This window comes from Bhargavaea ginsengi, assembly GCF_900109165.1.
In the GTDB taxonomy this organism is placed as follows: domain Bacteria; phylum Bacillota; class Bacilli; order Bacillales_A; family Planococcaceae; genus Bhargavaea; species Bhargavaea ginsengi.
The window spans coordinates 82188-100789 of record NZ_FNZF01000006.1 but is presented as its reverse complement, the minus strand read 5'-3'; the positions used below and the strand labels follow the sequence as shown (position 1 = coordinate 100789).

At 54.9% G+C, this 18602-nt stretch carries 20 protein-coding genes; 5 read left to right on the top strand and 15 right to left on the bottom strand.

The genetic code is table 11. The features are described from left to right. Window positions 1–25: 25 nt before the first annotated feature. The 7 genes from BMX91_RS13490 to BMX91_RS13460 are packed head-to-tail and all read right to left on the bottom strand — an operon-like array spanning window position 26 to window position 5846. Complete coding sequence (locus BMX91_RS13490) at window positions 26–436, bottom strand: Na+/H+ antiporter subunit G (RefSeq protein WP_092055348.1); 411 nt, start codon at window positions 434–436, stop codon at window positions 26–28. Beyond that, window positions 414–698, bottom strand: a complete 285-nt coding sequence (locus BMX91_RS13485; protein WP_092055346.1) for a Na(+)/H(+) antiporter subunit F1 — start codon at window positions 696–698, stop codon at window positions 414–416. The genes BMX91_RS13490 and BMX91_RS13485 overlap by 23 nt, the downstream gene beginning before the upstream one ends. Further along, window positions 698–1216 (bottom strand): Na+/H+ antiporter subunit E, encoded by a 519-nt coding sequence (locus BMX91_RS13480; RefSeq protein ID WP_092055344.1) that lies wholly within the window; start codon window positions 1214–1216, stop codon window positions 698–700. Before BMX91_RS13480 ends, BMX91_RS13485 begins: the two co-directional genes overlap by 1 nt. Continuing rightward, the gene (locus tag BMX91_RS13475) at window positions 1213–2700 is read right to left on the bottom strand and encodes a Na+/H+ antiporter subunit D (RefSeq protein WP_092055342.1); all 1488 of its coding nucleotides are present in this window, start codon (window positions 2698–2700) and stop codon (window positions 1213–1215) included. The genes BMX91_RS13480 and BMX91_RS13475 overlap by 4 nt, the downstream gene beginning before the upstream one ends. Beyond that, entirely contained in the window at window positions 2693–3031 is a 339-nt protein-coding gene (locus BMX91_RS13470) for a Na(+)/H(+) antiporter subunit C (protein WP_092055340.1), read from the bottom strand. The genes BMX91_RS13475 and BMX91_RS13470 overlap by 8 nt, the downstream gene beginning before the upstream one ends. A 3-nt stretch (window positions 3032–3034) precedes the next feature. Then, entirely contained in the window at window positions 3035–3457 is a 423-nt protein-coding gene (locus BMX91_RS13465) for a Na(+)/H(+) antiporter subunit B (RefSeq protein ID WP_092055338.1), read from the bottom strand. Then, complete coding sequence (locus BMX91_RS13460; RefSeq protein WP_092055336.1) at window positions 3444–5846, bottom strand: Na+/H+ antiporter subunit A; 2403 nt, start codon at window positions 5844–5846, stop codon at window positions 3444–3446. The genes BMX91_RS13465 and BMX91_RS13460 overlap by 14 nt, the downstream gene beginning before the upstream one ends. A gap of 342 nt (window positions 5847–6188) precedes the next feature. On the opposite strand from BMX91_RS13460, the gene BMX91_RS13455 reads away from it, so the two are divergent. Further along, entirely contained in the window at window positions 6189–6872 is a 684-nt protein-coding gene (locus BMX91_RS13455) for an adenine nucleotide alpha hydrolase family protein (protein ID WP_092055333.1), read from the top strand. Between the two features lie 110 nt (window positions 6873–6982). Here BMX91_RS13455 and murB read toward each other — a convergent pair whose 3' ends face one another. Continuing rightward, the gene (murB, locus tag BMX91_RS13450) at window positions 6983–7894 is read right to left on the bottom strand and encodes a UDP-N-acetylmuramate dehydrogenase (protein ID WP_092055332.1); all 912 of its coding nucleotides are present in this window, start codon (window positions 7892–7894) and stop codon (window positions 6983–6985) included. Between the two features lie 210 nt (window positions 7895–8104). Between murB and BMX91_RS13445 the strand changes: the two genes are divergently transcribed. Continuing rightward, window positions 8105–8677, top strand: a complete 573-nt coding sequence (locus BMX91_RS13445) for a YceI family protein (RefSeq protein ID WP_092055329.1) — start codon at window positions 8105–8107, stop codon at window positions 8675–8677. Window positions 8678–8766: 89 nt separating this feature from the next. On the opposite strand, the gene BMX91_RS13440 is transcribed toward BMX91_RS13445, so the two are convergent. Next, window positions 8767–9405: a DsbA family oxidoreductase gene (locus BMX91_RS13440; RefSeq protein ID WP_092055326.1), complete on the bottom strand. Its 639-nt coding sequence runs from the start codon at window positions 9403–9405 to the stop codon at window positions 8767–8769. 116 nt (window positions 9406–9521) lie between these two features. On the opposite strand from BMX91_RS13440, the gene BMX91_RS13435 reads away from it, so the two are divergent. Together BMX91_RS13435 and BMX91_RS13430 are read left to right on the top strand one after the other, a co-directional pair. Beyond that, window positions 9522–10895 (top strand): FAD-dependent oxidoreductase, encoded by a 1374-nt coding sequence (locus BMX91_RS13435; protein ID WP_092055324.1) that lies wholly within the window; start codon window positions 9522–9524, stop codon window positions 10893–10895. 94 nt (window positions 10896–10989) lie between these two features. Next, window positions 10990–11778 carry an AAA family ATPase gene (locus BMX91_RS13430; RefSeq protein WP_092055322.1) on the top strand — a complete coding sequence of 263 codons (789 nt, stop codon included), beginning with the start codon at window positions 10990–10992 and terminating at the stop codon, window positions 11776–11778. 48 nt (window positions 11779–11826) lie between these two features. Here the strand turns inward: BMX91_RS13430 and BMX91_RS13425 are convergent, their stop codons facing one another. The 3 genes from BMX91_RS13425 to BMX91_RS13415 all read right to left on the bottom strand — a co-directional run bounded on the left by BMX91_RS13425 (window position 11827) and on the right by BMX91_RS13415 (window position 14250). Beyond that, window positions 11827–12693: a YitT family protein gene (locus BMX91_RS13425; protein WP_092055320.1), complete on the bottom strand. Its 867-nt coding sequence runs from the start codon at window positions 12691–12693 to the stop codon at window positions 11827–11829. 134 nt (window positions 12694–12827) lie between these two features. Then, complete coding sequence (locus tag BMX91_RS13420) at window positions 12828–13757, bottom strand: manganese-dependent inorganic pyrophosphatase (RefSeq protein ID WP_092055319.1); 930 nt, start codon at window positions 13755–13757, stop codon at window positions 12828–12830. A 49-nt stretch (window positions 13758–13806) separates the two neighbouring features. Then, window positions 13807–14250, bottom strand: a complete 444-nt coding sequence (locus tag BMX91_RS13415; protein WP_092055316.1) for an RrF2 family transcriptional regulator — start codon at window positions 14248–14250, stop codon at window positions 13807–13809. 221 nt (window positions 14251–14471) lie between these two features. Between BMX91_RS13415 and hmpA the strand changes: the two genes are divergently transcribed. Next, window positions 14472–15656 (top strand): NO-inducible flavohemoprotein, encoded by a 1185-nt coding sequence (hmpA, locus tag BMX91_RS13410; RefSeq protein WP_092055314.1) that lies wholly within the window; start codon window positions 14472–14474, stop codon window positions 15654–15656. A gap of 103 nt (window positions 15657–15759) precedes the next feature. Here the strand turns inward: hmpA and BMX91_RS13405 are convergent, their stop codons facing one another. The 3 genes from BMX91_RS13405 to BMX91_RS13395 all read right to left on the bottom strand — a co-directional run bounded on the left by BMX91_RS13405 (window position 15760) and on the right by BMX91_RS13395 (window position 18486). Continuing rightward, complete coding sequence (locus tag BMX91_RS13405; RefSeq protein WP_092055311.1) at window positions 15760–16551, bottom strand: alpha/beta fold hydrolase; 792 nt, start codon at window positions 16549–16551, stop codon at window positions 15760–15762. 310 nt (window positions 16552–16861) lie between these two features. After that, window positions 16862–18157, bottom strand: a complete 1296-nt coding sequence (locus BMX91_RS13400; protein WP_092055309.1) for an arsenic transporter — start codon at window positions 18155–18157, stop codon at window positions 16862–16864. Continuing rightward, on the bottom strand, window positions 18154–18486 hold the full coding sequence (locus BMX91_RS13395) for an ArsR/SmtB family transcription factor (RefSeq protein ID WP_092055306.1): 333 nt from the start codon (window positions 18484–18486) through the stop codon (window positions 18154–18156). The genes BMX91_RS13400 and BMX91_RS13395 overlap by 4 nt, the downstream gene beginning before the upstream one ends. Window positions 18487–18602: the final 116 nt, after the last annotated feature.

The following is an 18602-nucleotide window of genomic DNA, read 5'->3' as shown; positions in this document are numbered from 1 at the left end:
CAGAAAAAGCAGATCCGGACGGCCGTCAGCCATCAGATCTGCTTTCATTTTCCTTTTCGGGTTTTCTCTTTGCTTCCTTCTCTTTCCTGGCTTCCTTTGCTTCCTCCAGCTCATCGCCTTGAGAGATGTCGGCCAGCCTGACGCCCGACCTGTGCGCGGCACGGATGATGACGTGCCCGGCTACAGGAGCCGTCAGAAAGACGAATATGATCCCGAGCAGGAGTCGGACACTGATGAATCGGTCGACCGCCCAAAAATAAAGGAATGCACCGAGCAAAGAAAGCAGGACGGCAAGCGTCGAGCTTTTCGTCGCCGCATGGGATCGTGTGTACACATCGGGCAAACGGATGATGCCGATCGCACTGACGACACTCATTATCCCGCCCGTGACCATGAGGATCGCCGCAACGTATTCAACGATTGTGTCTGCGTTCAACGATGATCCCCCTCTCTATGTACTTCGAGAAAGCAATTGTCCCGATAAAGCTCAGGATGCCTAGGATCAGGATCACTTCCATGAAAGCCTTTGTCAGGAGGATGCAGGACACGACCGCAATGGATGCCAGCAGATTCACACCGATCATATCAAGCGCGATGACGCGGTCCGGCTTCGACGGACCCTTGATGATCCGATAGACTGCGATCAGGATCGTGAACGAAAACAGCACCAGCGAGATGAGCATGAGGATTTTCACCATTATCGCGTCACCTCCATGATCGCTTTTTCAAAATTCTTCAACTGGCTGATGAGCGCTTCCTTCGAGGTATCAAGATCCATCGCATGGATGTAGAGTCCCTGCCCGTCTTCCGTCACTTCCATGACGACCGATCCCGGTGTGAGTGTCAGAAGCAGGGAGAGCATGGTGACTTCCACATCACTCTCGAGAATCGTGTCATACCGGAAAATACCCGGCCGGATCTTTAATGTCGGGCTCAGGATCTGCGTGATGACGGACATGCTCGACAAGACAAGCTCCCGGATAAAGATCAGGATGAGCTTAATGATGGCGAACAGCTTGCGCAGGTAGAACTGCGTGCCGAAGAACCGATGCATAAAGAACACGATAAAGATCCCGACGATAAATCCGGCGATGAACGTCGTCGCCCGGAACTGATCCTCATCGAGAAGCAGCATCCAGAGAAACGCGATGAACAGGTTCAGGAGGAACTGGGCAGCTGTCGCCCCGAATCCCTCGTCTCCGGCAAACTTGTTCATGATTCCACCTCCCCAAGGACAGCGTCAATGTAGAGGTCAGGGTTTGCCATCACGCGGGCCGCATCGGAGACGAACGGCTCCAGTGCCTGCGCACCGACTCCGATGCCGATTGTCAGGACCCCGAGAATCGCGATCGGAATCAGCCGCCTCGCAGGATAAAGACGCTGGTCTTCCCGGTTGATAATCGTCTCGCCCCAGAAGCAGTTCATGAAGATCCGGAGCATCGAATACAGCACGATAAGGCTCGAGGCGAATCCGATGAATAGAAGGAAGTAATTACCGCCCTCGACTGCACCGAGGCCGACATACATCTTGCCGATGAATCCGCTGAGCGGCGGAATTCCGGCCAGGCCGAGCGTGGTGAGGAAAAGCAGCCAGCCGAGCACCGGATAATTCCGGATCAGGCCGCTCATCTCGGTGATTTTCGTTTTGCCGGTCAGGTAGACCATCGCCCCGACGATCAGGAAGAGGATCCCTTTGATGACCATGTCATGAATGAGGTAGAAAACGGAACCCTTAAATGCTTCTTCATTAAAGACAGCCAGGCCAAGGACCATGAATCCGACCGCGATGATGACGTTGTACGAAGCAATCTGGCGGATGTCGGTATAGGCGACCGCGCCAAGGCAGCCGGCTATGATCGTCACGACCGCCATCGTGCCGATGATGGTACCCATGATGAAGTCATCATGATAGAACATGAGTGTGAACGTCCTGAACATTGCATACACGCCGACTTTCGTGAGGAGTGCCGCGAACAGCGCGGCAATCGGGCCCGGCGGTGAGCTGTACGAACCCGGCAGCCAGAAGTACAGGAAAAGCCCCGCCTTCAGCGCGAAGACGATCAGGAACACGACCGCCACAGCGCTGAGCAGCGGACCCTGCCCGGCTTCCGCCACGCGGACGGAAACGTGGGCCATGTTGAGCGTACCGACCGTCCCGTAAAGGAATGCGAGTGCGACGAGGAAAAACCAGGACGCCACTACGTTGATCGCGACGTACTTCATCGATTCCGCCAGGCGGACCTTGCCGCCTCCGAGCGTAATAAGTACGTACGAAGCAAGCAACATGACTTCAAAACAGACGAACAGGTTGAACATATCCCCTGTCAGGAACGAACCATTGACACCCGCGACAAGGAAGAAGGCAAAGGGATAAAAGAACATGTTCTCCATCCTGCGCTCCGTCGCGGTGAAGGAATAGGCGATGATCAGGGCGGAGACCACAGAGGCCGTGAGCACCAGGAGCGCGGAGAAGGAATCTCCGACGAACAAAATGCCGAACGGCGGCGCCCACCCGCCGAAATCGAGCCTAAGGATACCTTCATCACTGATCCGGTAAAGGATCCGGCCGGCGATAGCGACCAAAGCCAGGAGAGACAGGAGACTTACAATTTTCTGCGCTTTTACGGAAGGCCGCAGGAAAAACAGCACAAATCCGGTGAGCAGCGGAAGCAGCATCGGGAGGACTAAGATATTATTCACGGTCAATCCTCCTGATGGTGTTCATGTTGTCGGATCCGCTTTCCTCGTACGTCCGGTAAGCCAGCACGAGCAGGAACGCGGTCGTCGCAAAGCTGATGACGATCGCCGTCAGGATCAGTGCCTGCGGCAGTGCATCGGCGTACGGCCCGTCGGACTCCCGGAGGAGCGGGACGCCGCCTTCCCCCGCTCCGCCCATCGTGATGAGGAGGAGGTGTACGGCGTGCGACAGGACTGCCGTGCCGAGGATGATGCGGATCATATTGCGGGACAGCAGCAGATAGACCGCTACGGTCACGAGAATGCCCACCAGAATAATCATATGGAATTCCATCTGCTACACGTCCTTACTGATACTCAAGATAATGGTGACCACCGTGCCGATGACCGTGAGCGCGACACCCGCTTCGAAGATCGTCACCGTAGCGAGTTCGGTCAGTCCGAAGATCGGCAAGTCAAAATAGCCGAAGCCCTGCGTCAGGAACGGTTTGCCCAACACGGCTGCCCCGGTCCCCGACAGGAGGGATATGACGGCGCCGAAAGCCGCAATCTTGCGGAAGTCGAATGGCACACCCTGATGGACGGTTTCGATATCGAAGACTACATATAGAAGGACGAGCGCTGAAGACAGCACAAGTCCACCGACAAAGCCGCCGCCGGGATTGTGGTGCCCCGATAAAAACAGTTCCACTCCGAAAGTCAGAATGATAAAGACGACTGCGCGGGTGACGGTCCGGAGAATCACATCATTTTCCTTCAACGTCATCCCCTCCTTTCTTCGGCTTGAGGGCGATCAGCGTATAGACGCCGATGCCCGCGATAAAGAGGACCACGACTTCCAGCATCGTATCGAACGCACGGAAGTCGCCGAGGATGGCGTTGACGATGTTGCTGCCGCCTGCAAGCTTGTAGGAATCCTCGAAATAGCCCGATATCGATTCGTAGACGTCATACCCTTGGACGGTCAGGCCAAATGCGGTGACCAGCGTACCGGCGCCGACCGCGATGATCCCGTTGACAACTTTGGTCCGGAGCGGAGAATCCTCCGGCTTCCATTCGGGAAGAAAGTGGAAGCACAGGAGGAACAGCACCGTCGTCACCGTTTCAATGACCGTTTGCGTAAGTGCAAGGTCCGGCGCCCGGAAAAAGACGAAAAAGATGGCGACAGAGTAACCGAGCACCCCGTTCAGAAGGGTCGCCGTAATACGCGACCGGACAAACAGCATCGCAATTGCTGCAAACGCCATGATGATGACAAATGATATCTCGAAGATTCCGACCGGTCCCCTGGTGAAGTCAGGATCGAAAGCCCCGGTCAGGAAAAGCATTCCGCCTACAGTAACGAGGAAGAACAGATAGATGAAGGCAAAATAGTCACGGCTTCTTCCGGTCATATATAGATCGGTGAGGATCGTGGAACCTGCCTCCCCGGCCCCGAGCATGCTTCGGTATATGGAGTCCATCGTCCAGCGAAACGGCGCGACACGGTAAACCTTCTTCCAGTGGCGGAACGTAATGAACAGCAGCAGGCCAAGAGCGATGACTCCGAATGTCATAAGAAGCGGCAAGTTGAATCCATGCCATGCCTCTATTTTCGGAACAAGATCCGCCTGGCGGGAGAGTTCCGGGAACATGACGGACATTGCGGGACCGATCACATATTTGCCGACCACATTCGGGAAAAAGAAGATCACGATGACCAGCGCAGCAAGGATGCCGGGAGCGACCAGCATCCCCTTAGGCGCCTCGTGCGGTACACGGTCGATCTTCTCGGGCTGTGATGGGCCCAGGAATGTCCGGTAGACGATGATCGTGCAGTAGACGAACGTAAAGACACTCGCGAGCCAGCCGACAACCGGGAAGAGCACCTCGGCTCCGCCGGCAAACGGCTGGCCGGACGCGACGTCCACAGCTGCCCCGAAGAACATCTCCTTGCTCAGGAATCCGTTAAACGGCGGCAAACCGGCCATCGAGAAGCTGCCGATCACGGCAAAGGTGAACGTCACCGGCATAAAGGACATGAGACCGCCGAGACGGCGGATGTCCCGCGTCCCGATTTCATGGTCGACAATCCCCACGACCATGAAAAGGAGCCCCTTGAAGGTCGAATGATTGAGCAGATAGAAAAATGCTGCAAAGCCGGCGGCCGCGTAGGCCGTCGGATCACCCGCGGCAGACTCAGACAACGCCACGGACCCGAAACCGAGCAGGCTCATGATCAGTCCGAGCTGGCTGATCGTGGAATAAGCGAGCAAGGCCTTCAGATCGTTTTGCTTCATCGCATTGAACGCGCCCCACAGCAGCGTAACGATCCCGGCAATGCTCAGTGACCAGAACCAGGATTCAAGGCCGCCGAACAGAGGCGTGAACAATGCGACCAGGTAAATCCCCGCCTTGACCATCGTGGCAGAGTGCAGATAGGCGCTGACCGGTGTCGGCGCTTCCATCGCGTCGGGCAGCCAGATATGGAAAGGAAACTGGACCGACTTGGTGAACGCCCCCAGGAGAATGAGCACCATCGCAGGAATAAGCAGCGGCGCCCCGGAAAGCGATTCCCGCATCCCGATGATTTCACTGATGCTGAACGTCCCTGTCATGAAGTAGAGCATGAGGAAGCCGGCGAGCATTGACACGCCTCCCATGACCGTGATGAGCATCGCCTTCTGGGCCCCGTAACGGGAACCTTTCCGGTGATACCAGAACGCGATCAGAAGAAACGACGAAATGCTCGTCAGCTCCCAGAACGTATAAAGAAGCATCAGATTATCTGAAAAGACGACGCCGAGCATGGCGCCCATGAATAAGAGCAGGTAGACATAGAAGTGACCGAGTGATTCCCTCGGTGAGAGGTAATAAATAGAATAGAGGGCGACCAGCGTGCCGACCCCGGTGATGAGGAGTGCAAAAATCATGCCGAGACCGTCAATCCGGACGGCCAGATCGATTCCGGCATCCGGAATCCAGGCATAGGAAGCGGAGACGATCTCTCCATCCGCAATCCTCGGGATAAGCCGGACAAGGGCGGCAAAGAGAATAAGCGGCACCGCCATGACATACCAGCCGATCAGGCGATCGCCGATCAGACGGTGGACCGGCGGCAGGAGCGCTGCCATAATGAATGGGAGAAAGATGACAAATACAGCGTACATGGGAACCTCCAATCAGGTCGTGAGCACCTTCCGGGCAAGCCGCCTTGACGTAACGGCCGGCAGGGCGCATAATATGGTGCAACAGCGTCCGGAACCCTTCCGGGAGTCACGGGCTGCAGTTATGTATAAAGGGCATGCGAAACACAGCTGCCGCATTTCTGCGGCACTGATTTCCCACTTAAAAGTATACAGGAAATCTGCCCTATTCGCACTTCATGTCCCCTGTCAGCCGGTCAGGTTGTGTTTTTCTCTGGGATGTCTTATAATGTCTTGGCTTTCGAAGTAGGCGCCGGGCACTATCCCGGCAGCCCAGTTATTATGAACAAGAGGTGACTCACCGCCATGTTGAAAAAGCCGGGAATGGATGAGTGCATTCTCGTTTGTGTCTATTATGGCCCGAACGGCGAGCGGCTGATCCGGAGAGGCCATAAAATGGCCAGCATGCTCAATTGCCCGTTTTATATCCTGACGGTCGACCCCCTGCCGTTCGACCAGTTTGACGCCGACAAGTCCGAATACGTGGAGCGATGGCAGGAACTCTCGGAGGAACTCGGCGCACAGGCGTTCATCCTCCGGGACAGCGAGCGGCTCCCTTCCGCCAAGGTCATCAAGGAAGTGGCCTATGACAAGAATGTCACCCAGATCGTCATCGGCCAGACCGCACAGAGCCGGTGGGAGGAAATCACCAAGGGGTCGTTCATCAACGTCCTGCTCCGTGAAATTCCGTTCGCCGACCTGCATGTCGTCTCCGTCGCCAGGACCATCAAGTCCGTGGAAGAGGACATGTATGAAAAAGGCGTCCGCGCGTACCTGATCAAGGACGGCGAAGACTACCGCGTCAGCTTCACCCAGTCGAAAGGCTGCGAATTCGAAGGGATCTTCTTCAAGGAGATCGGGACCGATTTCAATAACGGCATCTTCAAATTCATGCATGACCACAAGATGTGCCAGGTGCATGTGGATGATGACCGGATTGAAGAATCACGTACCGTCGAACGCATGGCGGAGGAAAAACACGTTCAATAAAGAAAGCGGCTGTCCATGTCGGGCAGCCGCTTTTTTATATGGCACCCGTGCACTGGGTACGCCTTTAAAACAGGGAGCGCGGACCGGTGTCCGCGCTCCCTTGCTGTCTATCATTCTTCCCCGACAATCTTTACTTCGAGCTCGAGGTCGACACCAAAATTGTCTTTGACCGCTTCGCGGACCATCTCGATCGTGCGAATGTAGTCGGTCGCCGTGGCATCATTTTTATTGACGATGAATCCGGCATGCTTGGTCGATACTTCCGCCCCCCCGAAGCCTTTGCCCTGCAAGCCGGAATCCTGGATCAGCTTGCCGGCAAAATAGCCCGGAGGACGCTTGAACACACTGCCCGCGGAAGGAAACTCGAGCGGCTGCTTGGATTCGCGCTGGTGCGTAAGATCCGCGACCTTCGCATTGATCTCTTCCTGCTCGCCTTCCTCAAGCAGGAATTCCGCGGACAGGACATAATATCCTTTTTTCGCGATCACACTGGTCCGGTAGCCGAGTTCCAGCTCCTCCTTGGAGAGCACCAAACGTTCTCCTTCAGGCGTCAGGACCGTACAGCGGTGGATAATATCCTTGATCTCGCCGCCATAGGCACCGGCGTTCATGACCATCGCGCCGCCGACAGAACCCGGAATCCCACAGGCAAATTCAAAACCGGTGAGGCCAAGAGCCGCAGACTGCCGGGAGACATCCTTGATGTCCGCCCCGCTCTCCGCGTACACAGACTTGCCGTCAAAGCGGATCTCATTCAGTTCCGACAGGTTCAGCACGATGCCGCGGACGCCACCATCCCGGACGACCATATTCGAACCGTTCCCGAGCAGAAGTACCGGGATCCCTTTTTCGTGCGCATAGCGGACGACCGCCTGAACGCCTTCTTCCGTATTCGGGTCACAGAACAGGTCCGCTCGCCCGCCCATCCGGGTCATCGTATGAAGGGAAAGAGATTCATCTATTTTCACGTGTGCATCGCCGATGATCTGCTTTAAGTCATCAGCCCATTGCTGTTTGCTCATTGGATAGCCATTCCTTTCAGAGGCTCTCCGCCTTGCCGCGGCGGGTCTCTTACTCTCTAATCGTCATTCACAATTATATAGTATGCTGTCTGCCCGGCGTTTTGACAAGTCGAACCCGTCAGCCCCAAAAGCCGAATCGCTTCGGTTGACTTGTTCGGAAAATTTCCTTAAATTCGAATTATTACGGTACCACTTAAAGGAGGAGTTCCATTGGCAAATACGAAATGGCAGATTGACGCGGCGCATTCTCATGTAACATTTACGGTAAAGCACATGATGATCTCAAAGGTCCGGGGATCGTTCGGCAAGTTTAACGCAGAGGTCGAGGCGGATCCTGAGGATCTGTCCAGCGCTTCTCTCAAGTTCACGATTGATGTGAACTCGATCGACACGGACAGCGAGGACCGCGACAATCACCTCCGCTCAGCAGACTTCTTCGATACGGAGAACCATCCGGAGATCACTTTCGTCTCGACCGACATCCAGTCCGACGGAGACGACGAATACAAAGTGACCGGTGACCTGACGATCAAGGGAGAAACAAAGTCCGTCACGCTTGAAGCCGAGTATGAAGGCCGGGCAAAGAACCCTTGGGGCCAGGAAGTCGTCGCATTTTCCGTGGATGGGAAGATCAATCGCAAAGACTTCGGCCTGACTTGGAACCAGGCGCTCGAAACCGGGGGCGTCCTCGTCGGTGAAGACGTGAAGATTCATCTTGACCTGGAAGCGACCGAGGAACAGCCTCAGACAGAAGAAGCAGAAGAAGAAAGCCTCGAATCCTAATTGTTCAAAACGGCTGCCCGTAAATGGGCGGCCGTTTTTTGCATTAGAAAAGCCGCATCCATTCATTAGGATGCGGCAGGTCCGGCATTTCATGACTCTTCTTCGGCAACTTGCCTGAGCGCCTGCTCAAACACTTCATCTGGCTGGGCACCGGAAATCGCGTATTTGCGGTTGATTACGAAAAACGGAACGCCCTGCACACCGAGCTGACGAGCTTCTTCGATATCCGCCCGAACGTCTTTTTCATAGCGTTCAGACTTCAGGACTGCCTCTGCCTCGGCACGCCCCAGCCCCGTCTCTTCAGCGATATCCGCAAGAACTTCTTTTAGTCCAATTTCCCGGTTTTCGATAAAGTAAGCGCGAAGCAGATTTTCCGAAATCTCGTCCGCCTTCCCCTGCTCTTCAGCCCATTTTGCCAGCCTGTGGGCGCTGAAGGTATTGGCCGGGCGCATTTTGGAGAAGTTGTACTCGAGACCGACTTCTTTGGCAGCGGCTGTGACATTGGCCGTCATGTCTTCCGCCTGGGCCTCGGTCGTGCCATATTTACCGGCCAGCACGGAAACCATCGACTGATCGGATGTTTCCGGAGAATTCGGGTCCAGCTCATAGCTTTTGAAAATGACCTCCGCTCCGGTACCCAAGCCCGTCTTCTCGAGGGCTTGTTCCAGTTTCCGTTTGCCGATATAGCAGAACGGGCAAACATAATCAGACCATACTTCTATTTTCACGTCACCGATCCCCTTCCGTTTTGTCTGTCTTCATTGTAGGGGGATGCTGAGCACGGGACAAGGAATCCGCCCGGCAGAACGCAGGGCAGAACGACAAGTGATTGGAGGATTTACCATTGAATGAACCACTTTGGCTCGACACGGGGTATCCGCGCGATCAGTATCCGGAAGCAGCCGGCTCGCTCCGCTGTGATGTATGCATCATTGGCGGTGGTATCGGAGGAATTGCTGCGGCCGAGCAGCTCGCGAAGGCCGGAAAGGATGTCATCGTCCTGGAAAAGGACCGCATCTTCGGCTCCACGACAAGCCACTCGACAGGAAAAGTGACCGCCCAGCATGACATCATCTATTCCAAGCTGATCAAGCAGTTTGACCTGGAAACGGCACGGACCTATTACCGGGCGAATGAGCACGCCGTGCGCAGGGCACGGGAGATTGCCAGGGATGACGAAGCCCGCCCTCTTGACTCCATCCTCTATGCCCGCACCCCTCTCGGCACCGAAAACCTCCGAAAGGAATGGGAAGCCTACAAGGAGATCGGCATCCAGGGCGCGTTCGTCAATGAGACGGAACTGCCATTCACCGTTGAGAGCGCGCTGTCGATGCATGATGAACTGCAGATTCATCCTCTCCGCTTCGGCCAGCGCCTCGCACGGATGGCAGCGGATGCGGGTGCCCGCATCTATGAAAAATCTGCCGTCAGGAAGATGAACTTCAAGAAGCGGTTCGTGGAGCTTGAAAACGGAGCTGACGTCACCTTCAGCGAACTGATCATATGCACCCACTATCCGCTCGTCGGATTCCAGAACCTGAACATCATGAAACTCCAGGTCAATCGCTCCTATATAGCCGCCGCCAAGGTATCCAAGGAGCTGAAAAACCAGTATCTCGGCGTGGACGCCGATTCCTTGTCGATTCGGACTGCGGGAATCGACGGCCAGGCCTACCTTATGGTCTCTGGCAGCAGCCACCTGGCCGGCATGAAGGAGGACACCGGCGAAAACTACGGTGAACTCTCCGAGCATCTCAGGAAACAGTTCGGTGTGACCGAGGTCTCCCACCGCTGGTCGGCCCAGGACCCGCAGACACCAGATTATGTTCCGTACGTCGGCCGGATCACGGAAGACCTGCCCCACATCTATATCAGCACCGGCTTCCGGAAGTGGGGCCTGTCCGGTTCGCTCGCAGGATCCGAAGTGCTCCGCGACCTGATCATCGGCCGGCCAAACGAAGCGACTCAATTGTACAGCCCCGGCCGGACCGGCTTCGGCGCGAAACTTCTTCAGGGCATCAAGGTATCCGGTCTTGTCACCGGCGAGTTGGCGGCAGGCTACACGGTCCGGCTGGATACGCCGACCTGCACACATATGGGCTGCAAAACCAGGTGGAACGAGGGCGACCGCACGTGGGACTGCCCATGCCACGGCTCCAGATTCCGGGAAGACGGCTCGGTGCTGGAAGGCCCCGCAACGAGACCCCTCAAACTGTAAATGGATCTCGCCTCCGGCATGTCCGGAGGCTTTTTTTCGGGATGCGCCGTTGCACCCATTTCTGCTAGAGTGATAGGAAAAGGGGGTGCCGATGATGATTCTGAAACAGATCCGTTTAAAAAAGCCAATGCCGGCTGCAGACCGGTTTCCGTTTGGGCTCCCGGTTGTCAGGGAATTCGACTCTTTCACGTTCCGCTCACCGGTCACGATCATTGCCGGCGACAATGGCACAGGAAAAACGACACTCCTTGAAGGCATCGCCGCTGCGGCGGACAGCATCCTGATCAGCCGCGAGCCGATCGAAGGGAACCCGGCCCTTGAACACGCAAGAGAAATTGCGGACCATCTCACGCTCAGCTGGTCGATCAAATCTCGCAAGGGCTTTTTCTTCCGGGCGTTGGACTTCGTCACCTACACGATCGCTGTTTCCCGGATGCGCGAAGATGCCCGGGAGACACTGGAAGAAATCAAGAGCCGGAACCCTCATAGCCTTGAAGCACAACCTTATGCCAGAACGTACGCAGAGCTGCGGAATCTGTATGGTGAAGGGCTTGAGTTCCGCTCCCACGGCGAAAGCTTCCTGGACCTGTTCACTGCCCGTTTCCGGCCGGATGGTTTTTACATTCTGGATGAGCCTGAGGCCCCCCTTTCTCCTTCCAAGCAGCTGACCCTTCTCGCGATGCTGCATGAGATGGTGGAAGAAGGCGCCCAGTTCCTGATCTCCACCCATTCTCCGATCATCATGGCCTATCCCGGCGCCGACCTTTACGAAATCCGCGGTGGCCGTCTTGAGCCGGTATCATTCGATGAGATCGAGCACGTCCGGATGACGAAAGACTTTCTGAATGCGCCGGAACGGTACCTGAGGCATCTGTTCGGCTGATCATATTGAAAATCACCCGGCCCTGAGTAAAGGGGCCGGGTGACTCTATTAATGGACCGGTGTCTTGAAGTTGCTTCCGGAGATTTCGCTGACACGCTGAACGATGACAAATGCTTCCGGGTCCGCTTCGCGGATCGCCGTCCGTACATCCGCCATCTCGAGCCGGTCCACCACGACGTAGATCACTTTCTTCGAATCGTTGGTAAACGCGCCCTCCCCGTTCAGGAACGTGACACCCCGGCCAACATTTTCAATCAGACTCTTCGCCAACTCCTCTGCATGTTCGGAAATGACCATGACCGACAGGGACTCTTCCGTCCCTTCGACAACCATATCGATCACCTTCGAGGCGATAAAGTAAGTGATCATCGAATAGAACGTCGTCTCCCAGGTGAATACGAGCAGACCCGCCAGGATAAAGATGAAGACGTTCATGATCATGACCGTCTGCCCCACGGATATCGGACGACGCTTGCTGATCAGGATCGCCAGGATCTCAGTGCCGTCCAGCGCCCCGCCCATCCGCATGACGAGTCCGACTCCGAATCCCAGGATGACCGCACCAATCACTGTCGCAAGGAACAGGTCATCCGTCACCACGTCAAACCGATGCAGGTAGCCGGTCGCAAAGGACAGCACGATGATGCCATAAAGCGCATTGACCGTGAACCGCATCCCCATCCGCTTGTATCCGAGGATAATGAACGGAATGTTCAGGATGATGATGAACAGGCTCAGCGAAAGCGGCGTCAGATTGGACAGGATGATCGACAGTCCGATCACCCCGCCGTCCAGGATATCATTCGGGACCAGGAAAAGCTCCAGCCCGATTGCGGCAATGATGGCACCAGCCGTGATCAGCAACAGCTGGACCGGAATGGATTCAGAGAGAAACTTCCGTTTTGATTCTGACATCTAGTAAACTCCTCTTTCTGAGGCAGTTGCCCTTGTTAAATTATGTGGATAAGACATACCGTGATGCAACCTATTTTCCCATTCTTTCACAATGACAGCAAAAGCCCCGGTATGCCGGGGCTTTAATTCTCTTCTTATTTAGACAGGGCTTCTGTCAGAACCGGGACAATCTGCTTTTTGCGGGATACGATTCCCTTCAGCAGGGCCAGATTGTCTTCCAGCGGTACATTGAATGCAGCGCATGCCGCCTGGGATTCGCTGCCGAGAACAAGCACGGTCGAATCGTTATTCAGGATATCCGTGATCGCCAACATGTAAAGGCCCAGTTCACGCTCCGCGATGACGCGGTAGAGCAGATCTTCCAGCTCTTTTTTACGGCCGAGGACGTCATTGATGTCGACAGTGTTGACCTGGGCGATGACGACTTTCTTGCCGCCCATCTCGAATTCCTTCGCATCCATGTTGACGAGCTCTTCAAGTGTCTTCCTGCTGAGGTCTGCTCCAGCCTTCAGCATCGCGAGCCCGTACTCTTCTGCATCAACACCGGCGATTTCGGCAAGCTCATCAGCCGCTTTGCGGTCTTCGCCGGTGAATGTCGGGGACTTGAAGAGCAGCGAGTCGGAGATGATCGCCGACAGCATCAGTCCTGCGATGTCTGCAGGGATTTCGACTCCATTTTCTTTGTATAGCTTGTTCAGGATTGTCGCCGTGCAGCCCACAGGCTCTGCACGGTAGTAGAGCGGATCCGCCGTTTCGAAGTTCGCGATCCGGTGATGGTCGACAACTTCGAGAATTTTCACGTCCGCGATATCATCCGCGCTTTGCTGGAACTCGTTGTGGTCGACGAGGATAACGCCATCCACTTCCCCCGCGACGTTCGTGACGGAACGCGGCGCCTCGAAGCCGAACTTCTCAAGTGCGTAAGCCGTCTCATCATTCACATCGCCGAGGCGAACCGCTTCCGCGTCCAGACCAAGCTCCTTCTTCAGATGCGCGTAGGCGATTGCCGACGTGATCGAGTCCGTATCCGGATTCTTATGTCCGAAAACCAGTACTTTAGACATTGATGATTCACTCCTGACCGTCTAGTTCAAATTTTCCTTCCTTATTCTATCACATCTCCCGGCTTGATAATAACGCACCGAGATCTTCTTTATTGATGATAAAATCGGCGAGCGTATGTTGGTCAAGCACCGCCAGATACGCCAGCAGCGCCTGATTCAGCGTACTCCGAAGACCGCAGACCGGACTGAGAACACACCGGTTAGCCGTAGAGCTGAAGCATTCGACAATATTGAAATCATCCTCGGTCTGGCGTACGACTGTCCCGATGTTGATTTCTTCCGGCGGCACGGCAAGTCTCACTCCACCGCCACGGCCGCGGACAGTTTCCACATACCCCAATTGGCCGAGTTTGTGTGTGACTTTCATCAAATGGTTCTTTGAAATTCCGTAAGCATCCGAAATGCCCTGAATTGTAGACAACTCACCGTCTTTTTTTGCACCGAGATACATGAGGACACGCAGCGCGTAATCCGTGTACATCGTCATTCTCATGCATAGTCACTCGCCTTTCCATCCATATTATAAGCGCTTGCCGCCAATCCATGAAAGGAATAGGCTTTCAGTTAATTTTGACGGTTTCTTGAATGGAATGTGACTGAATTCTGACAGCTTTTTAAACATGTATTTTATATATTGCTTTTAAATCTTTACGGGAATATGATTGAGACAGATCAAGAGCAACCATTCCAAACAACCGAAAGGGAGTTGTAAACATGCTTTCCCAACAGACAATCGACATCGTAAAATCTACCGTCCCTGTACTTGAACAACACGGCAAGACGATTACTACAGTTTTCTATAAGAACATGTTTGAAGCCCATCCTGAACTCCTGAACATCTTCAACCACGCCAACCAATCACGGGGCCGCCAGCAAACGGCACTCGCCAACACGGTGCTTGCCGCAGCAAAATATATCGACAATCTTGAAGTGATCGTTCCCGCTGTGGTCCAGATTGCCCACAAGCACCGCGGACTCGACGTCCGCCCGGAACATTACCCGATTGTCGGCCATCATCTTCTCGGCGCGATCAAGGAAGTGCTCGGCGATGCAGCCACACCTGAGATCCTCAATGCTTGGGGCGAAGCTTACAGTGTGATCGCCGATGCCTTCATCGGGGTTGAGAAGTCCATGTACGACGAAGCCGCGAATGCAGAAAACGGCTGGGACGGCTTCAAGGACTTTACTGTCGCGAAGAAAGTCGAAGAAAGCGACGTCATCACTTCCTTCTATCTGAAACCTGCAGACGGCAAGGGTGTACCAACTTACAAGCCCGGCCAATACCTGACAATCCGCGTGACGATCCCTGGCGAGAAGTACATGATGATCCGCCAATACAGCCTGTCCCGTGCGCCGCAGGAAGACATGTTCCGCATCTCCGTCAAGCGTGAAGACGAGTGCAATCCGGAAGGCAAGGTGTCGACATTCCTGCACCGGAGCGTCAATGTCGGTGATACAATCGAAGTAAGCGCCCCTGCGGGTGACTTCTTCCTCGACACGGAATCGACAACTCCTGTCACGCTGATCAGCGGCGGTGTCGGCCTCACACCAATGATGGCCATGTTCGACCAGATCACCCGCAATCAGCCTGAGCGCAAAGCGGCATTTATCCACTCCGCGCGCAACCCGCAACTCCAGGCGTTTGACGGCGACCTCCGCGAAATGGCGGCTGGCAACGACAATGCCTCTTACTCGGTGCGTTACTCCGACACCGAAGGCTTCCTGGACCGTGACTACCTCGCAAGCCGTGTAGTCGAGGGCAGCGACGTCTACCTGTGCGGCCCGGCACCATTCATGAACGCCATGATCCACGAACTAAAAGCGATCGGCGTGCCTGTCGGCAAGATCCACTACGAATTCTTCGGCCCTGCAGCAGAACTGGAAGCCATCACGGCGTAATGTAAGCATTGCAAAACCCCGACCGGAAATCCCGGTCGGGGTTTATTTCTGCATGGTATATGGGATTATGCTTAACAGTCAGCCGGCCACCCCGCCTTCGAGGTTAAGCCACGCCTGGCACGGACTCCATTTCCCGTATATACCGGATCGAATGGTGATTGAACTCATCCGGCTGGTCAATATTACAGACATGTCCTGAGTTCTTGATCGTAATCAGCCGGAACTTCTCGCTGCGGCCGACCACTTCTTCGACGGGCGGGATAAACAAATAGTCTTCTTCCCCCATCAAAAACAGAGTCGGCACACAGGTCGTCGTCGACTGCAGACGCGCAAGATATGGGTTAATGAGCTTTGTGAGCGAAAACCACTTCACAAACTCCTTCTGGCACATCTTTTTTGCTTGGTTAACGAAGGCGAGCCGGGATTCCTCGTGTTCTTTCTTCGGCATGATGATGTAAGCAAAGAGCTTATATAGGAGCATATAAGGGACGAACCGTTTAAATGTATTCCCCGCCCAAAGCAGGAGCTTGGTCCGAATATCAAGCCCGATGACCGCGCCGCCCAGGATCAGTGACTTGACCCGATCCGGATGCCTCTCCGCCAATGTCTGCGCAACAATGGTCCCGAGTGACATGCCGATCATATGCGACCTGCTGATGCCAAGCTTGTCCATCACCTCTACGACATCATCCGCCACTTCGCGGAACGAATCTCCCTTTTTCCACCGGCCCCTCTCAGAGCGACCATGGCCACGGAGGTCGAGGAGCAGGCCGTTATGCGCTTTCCGGAATTCCTTGATCTGCTTGAACCAGACGGACGAACTGCCGCCCGCTCCGTGGATGAAAGTCACCCACGGATGATTGTCCCCTTTGATGTAGGTCTTGTAGTGGAGCATGGAGATCTTCCCTTCAATACGGTTGCTATCATTAAAACATGTCTGCCAATACTTTTCATTGGATAACAATCTTTAATTGGATGTTATTTCAAGAACGTTGAATATTCATTGACAATTTTCTTTGACTCTTCTTTACTACCCCGTGTCTCCACAAGAAAAACCGGGGCTTAATAAAACTCCTCTTGCTCACTTGCCGCATTTTCACCGGCCGCCACCTCTATATCTGGAATAACTTCGCTGACGGAGTTTGAAAGACATAAAAAATGCGCCCCGAAAGGCGCACTTTCATTTTATTGAAGGACGTTTCCCCTCAATCAAGCACTTCCAGCCATAGATATAGGCCGGTCAGCGTGATGAATAGGACAGGGATCGTCAGAACGATTCCGACTTTGAAATAATAGCCCCAAGAGATTTTGACGCCCTTCAGCGACAAGACATGCAGCCAAAGAAGCGTCGCAAGCGATCCGATCGGCGTCATCTTCGGGCCCAAGTCGGACCCGATCACATTCGCGTAGATGAGCGCTTCCCTTACGCGTTCGGGCACATTTGCATTCTGGATGGCCAATGCGTCAATCATGACGGTCGGCATATTGTTCATGACCGAAGACAAAATCGCCGCGATAAAGCCCATGCCGACAGTGGCCGCGTACAGGCCATGGCTCGCCGTCCATTCAATGAGGGACGCAAGCACATCCGTGAGACCTGCGTTACGCAGTCCGTAAACGACGACATACATTCCGATCGAGAAGAAGACGATCGCCCATGGGGCTCCCTTCACGACGGCTTTTTCATCCACCGCTTTGCTAGGCGCGGAAATGGCCAGGAACAGGATGGCGACAATTCCCGCGATGATTGAAACCGGCATGCCGAGCGCCTCGCTCAAGAAGTAGCCGGCGAGTAGCACCGCGATGACCGCCCAGGAAAGGCGGAACAGCTTCATGTCACGGATAGCCGAGCGGGGTTCCGCCAATTTGGAAGCATCAAACCGCTTCGGGATGCTTTTTCCGAAGTACAGATAAAGCACAATCATGCTCGCTCCCACACTGAACAAGTTCGGCACGAGCATGCGGGAGGCATACTCTGAGAATCCGATGCCGAAAAAGTCGGCCGAGACGATGTTCACCAGGTTTGAGATGACGAGCGGCAACGACGCGGTATCGGCGATGAATCCCGAAGCCATGATGAACGGCAAAATGAGTTTGTCCTTGAAGTCGAGCGCCCGCATCATCGCCAGCACAATCGGCGTGATGATCAGTGCCGCTCCGTCATTGGCGAACAGTGCCGCAACGATTGCACCCAACAGCGTGACGAGGAAGAACATCCGGAGCCCGCTCCCTTTAGCGAAACGCGCCATATGAAGCGCCGCCCATTCAAAGAAGCCGATCTCATCGAGGATGAGTGAAATCAGGATCAGCGCGACGAAGGTGAGCGTCGCATTCCAGACGATGCCCGTCACATCCCACACATCCTGCAGGCTGACGACGCCGGCCAGGAGTGCGACGATTGCTCCGGCAATCGCAGACCAGCCGATCGACAGTCCCTTCGGCTGCCAGATCACGAATACGAGCGTGACAAGGAAAATGAGTGCTGCAAGCCAGGCCATCATACCCCGCAGCATCCTTTCTCACCGGCTGCTTCAAGGTCGGCGACCGTCCGCCCGGGTGCCGGCACCCTGGATAGCAGACCGACCATGATATCGTGCAGCGGATGCAACTGATCAAGCGACCAGAATGTCCAGCGGCCACGCTTTTCTCCGGTTACGATACCGGCATCCTTCAGCCGCTTCAGATGCTGGCTCACCGCCGGCTGCGTCAGCCCGACAAGCGGCGTCAGGTCACAGACACACACCGGACCGGAAGTGAGCTGCTGTAATATTTTCAGCCGTGAGCCGTCGCCCGCAGCTTTCAAGAATGTTTCCAGTTCCGTCAGTTCCACCGGAATCCCTCCAATAAAAGAATACCGGTTTATTGTATTGGTTAGCAGATGCATAAGTCAATGCTTATATGATATCAATTATGAGCGCACATAGATTTCTATGTGCGCTTCCGGCA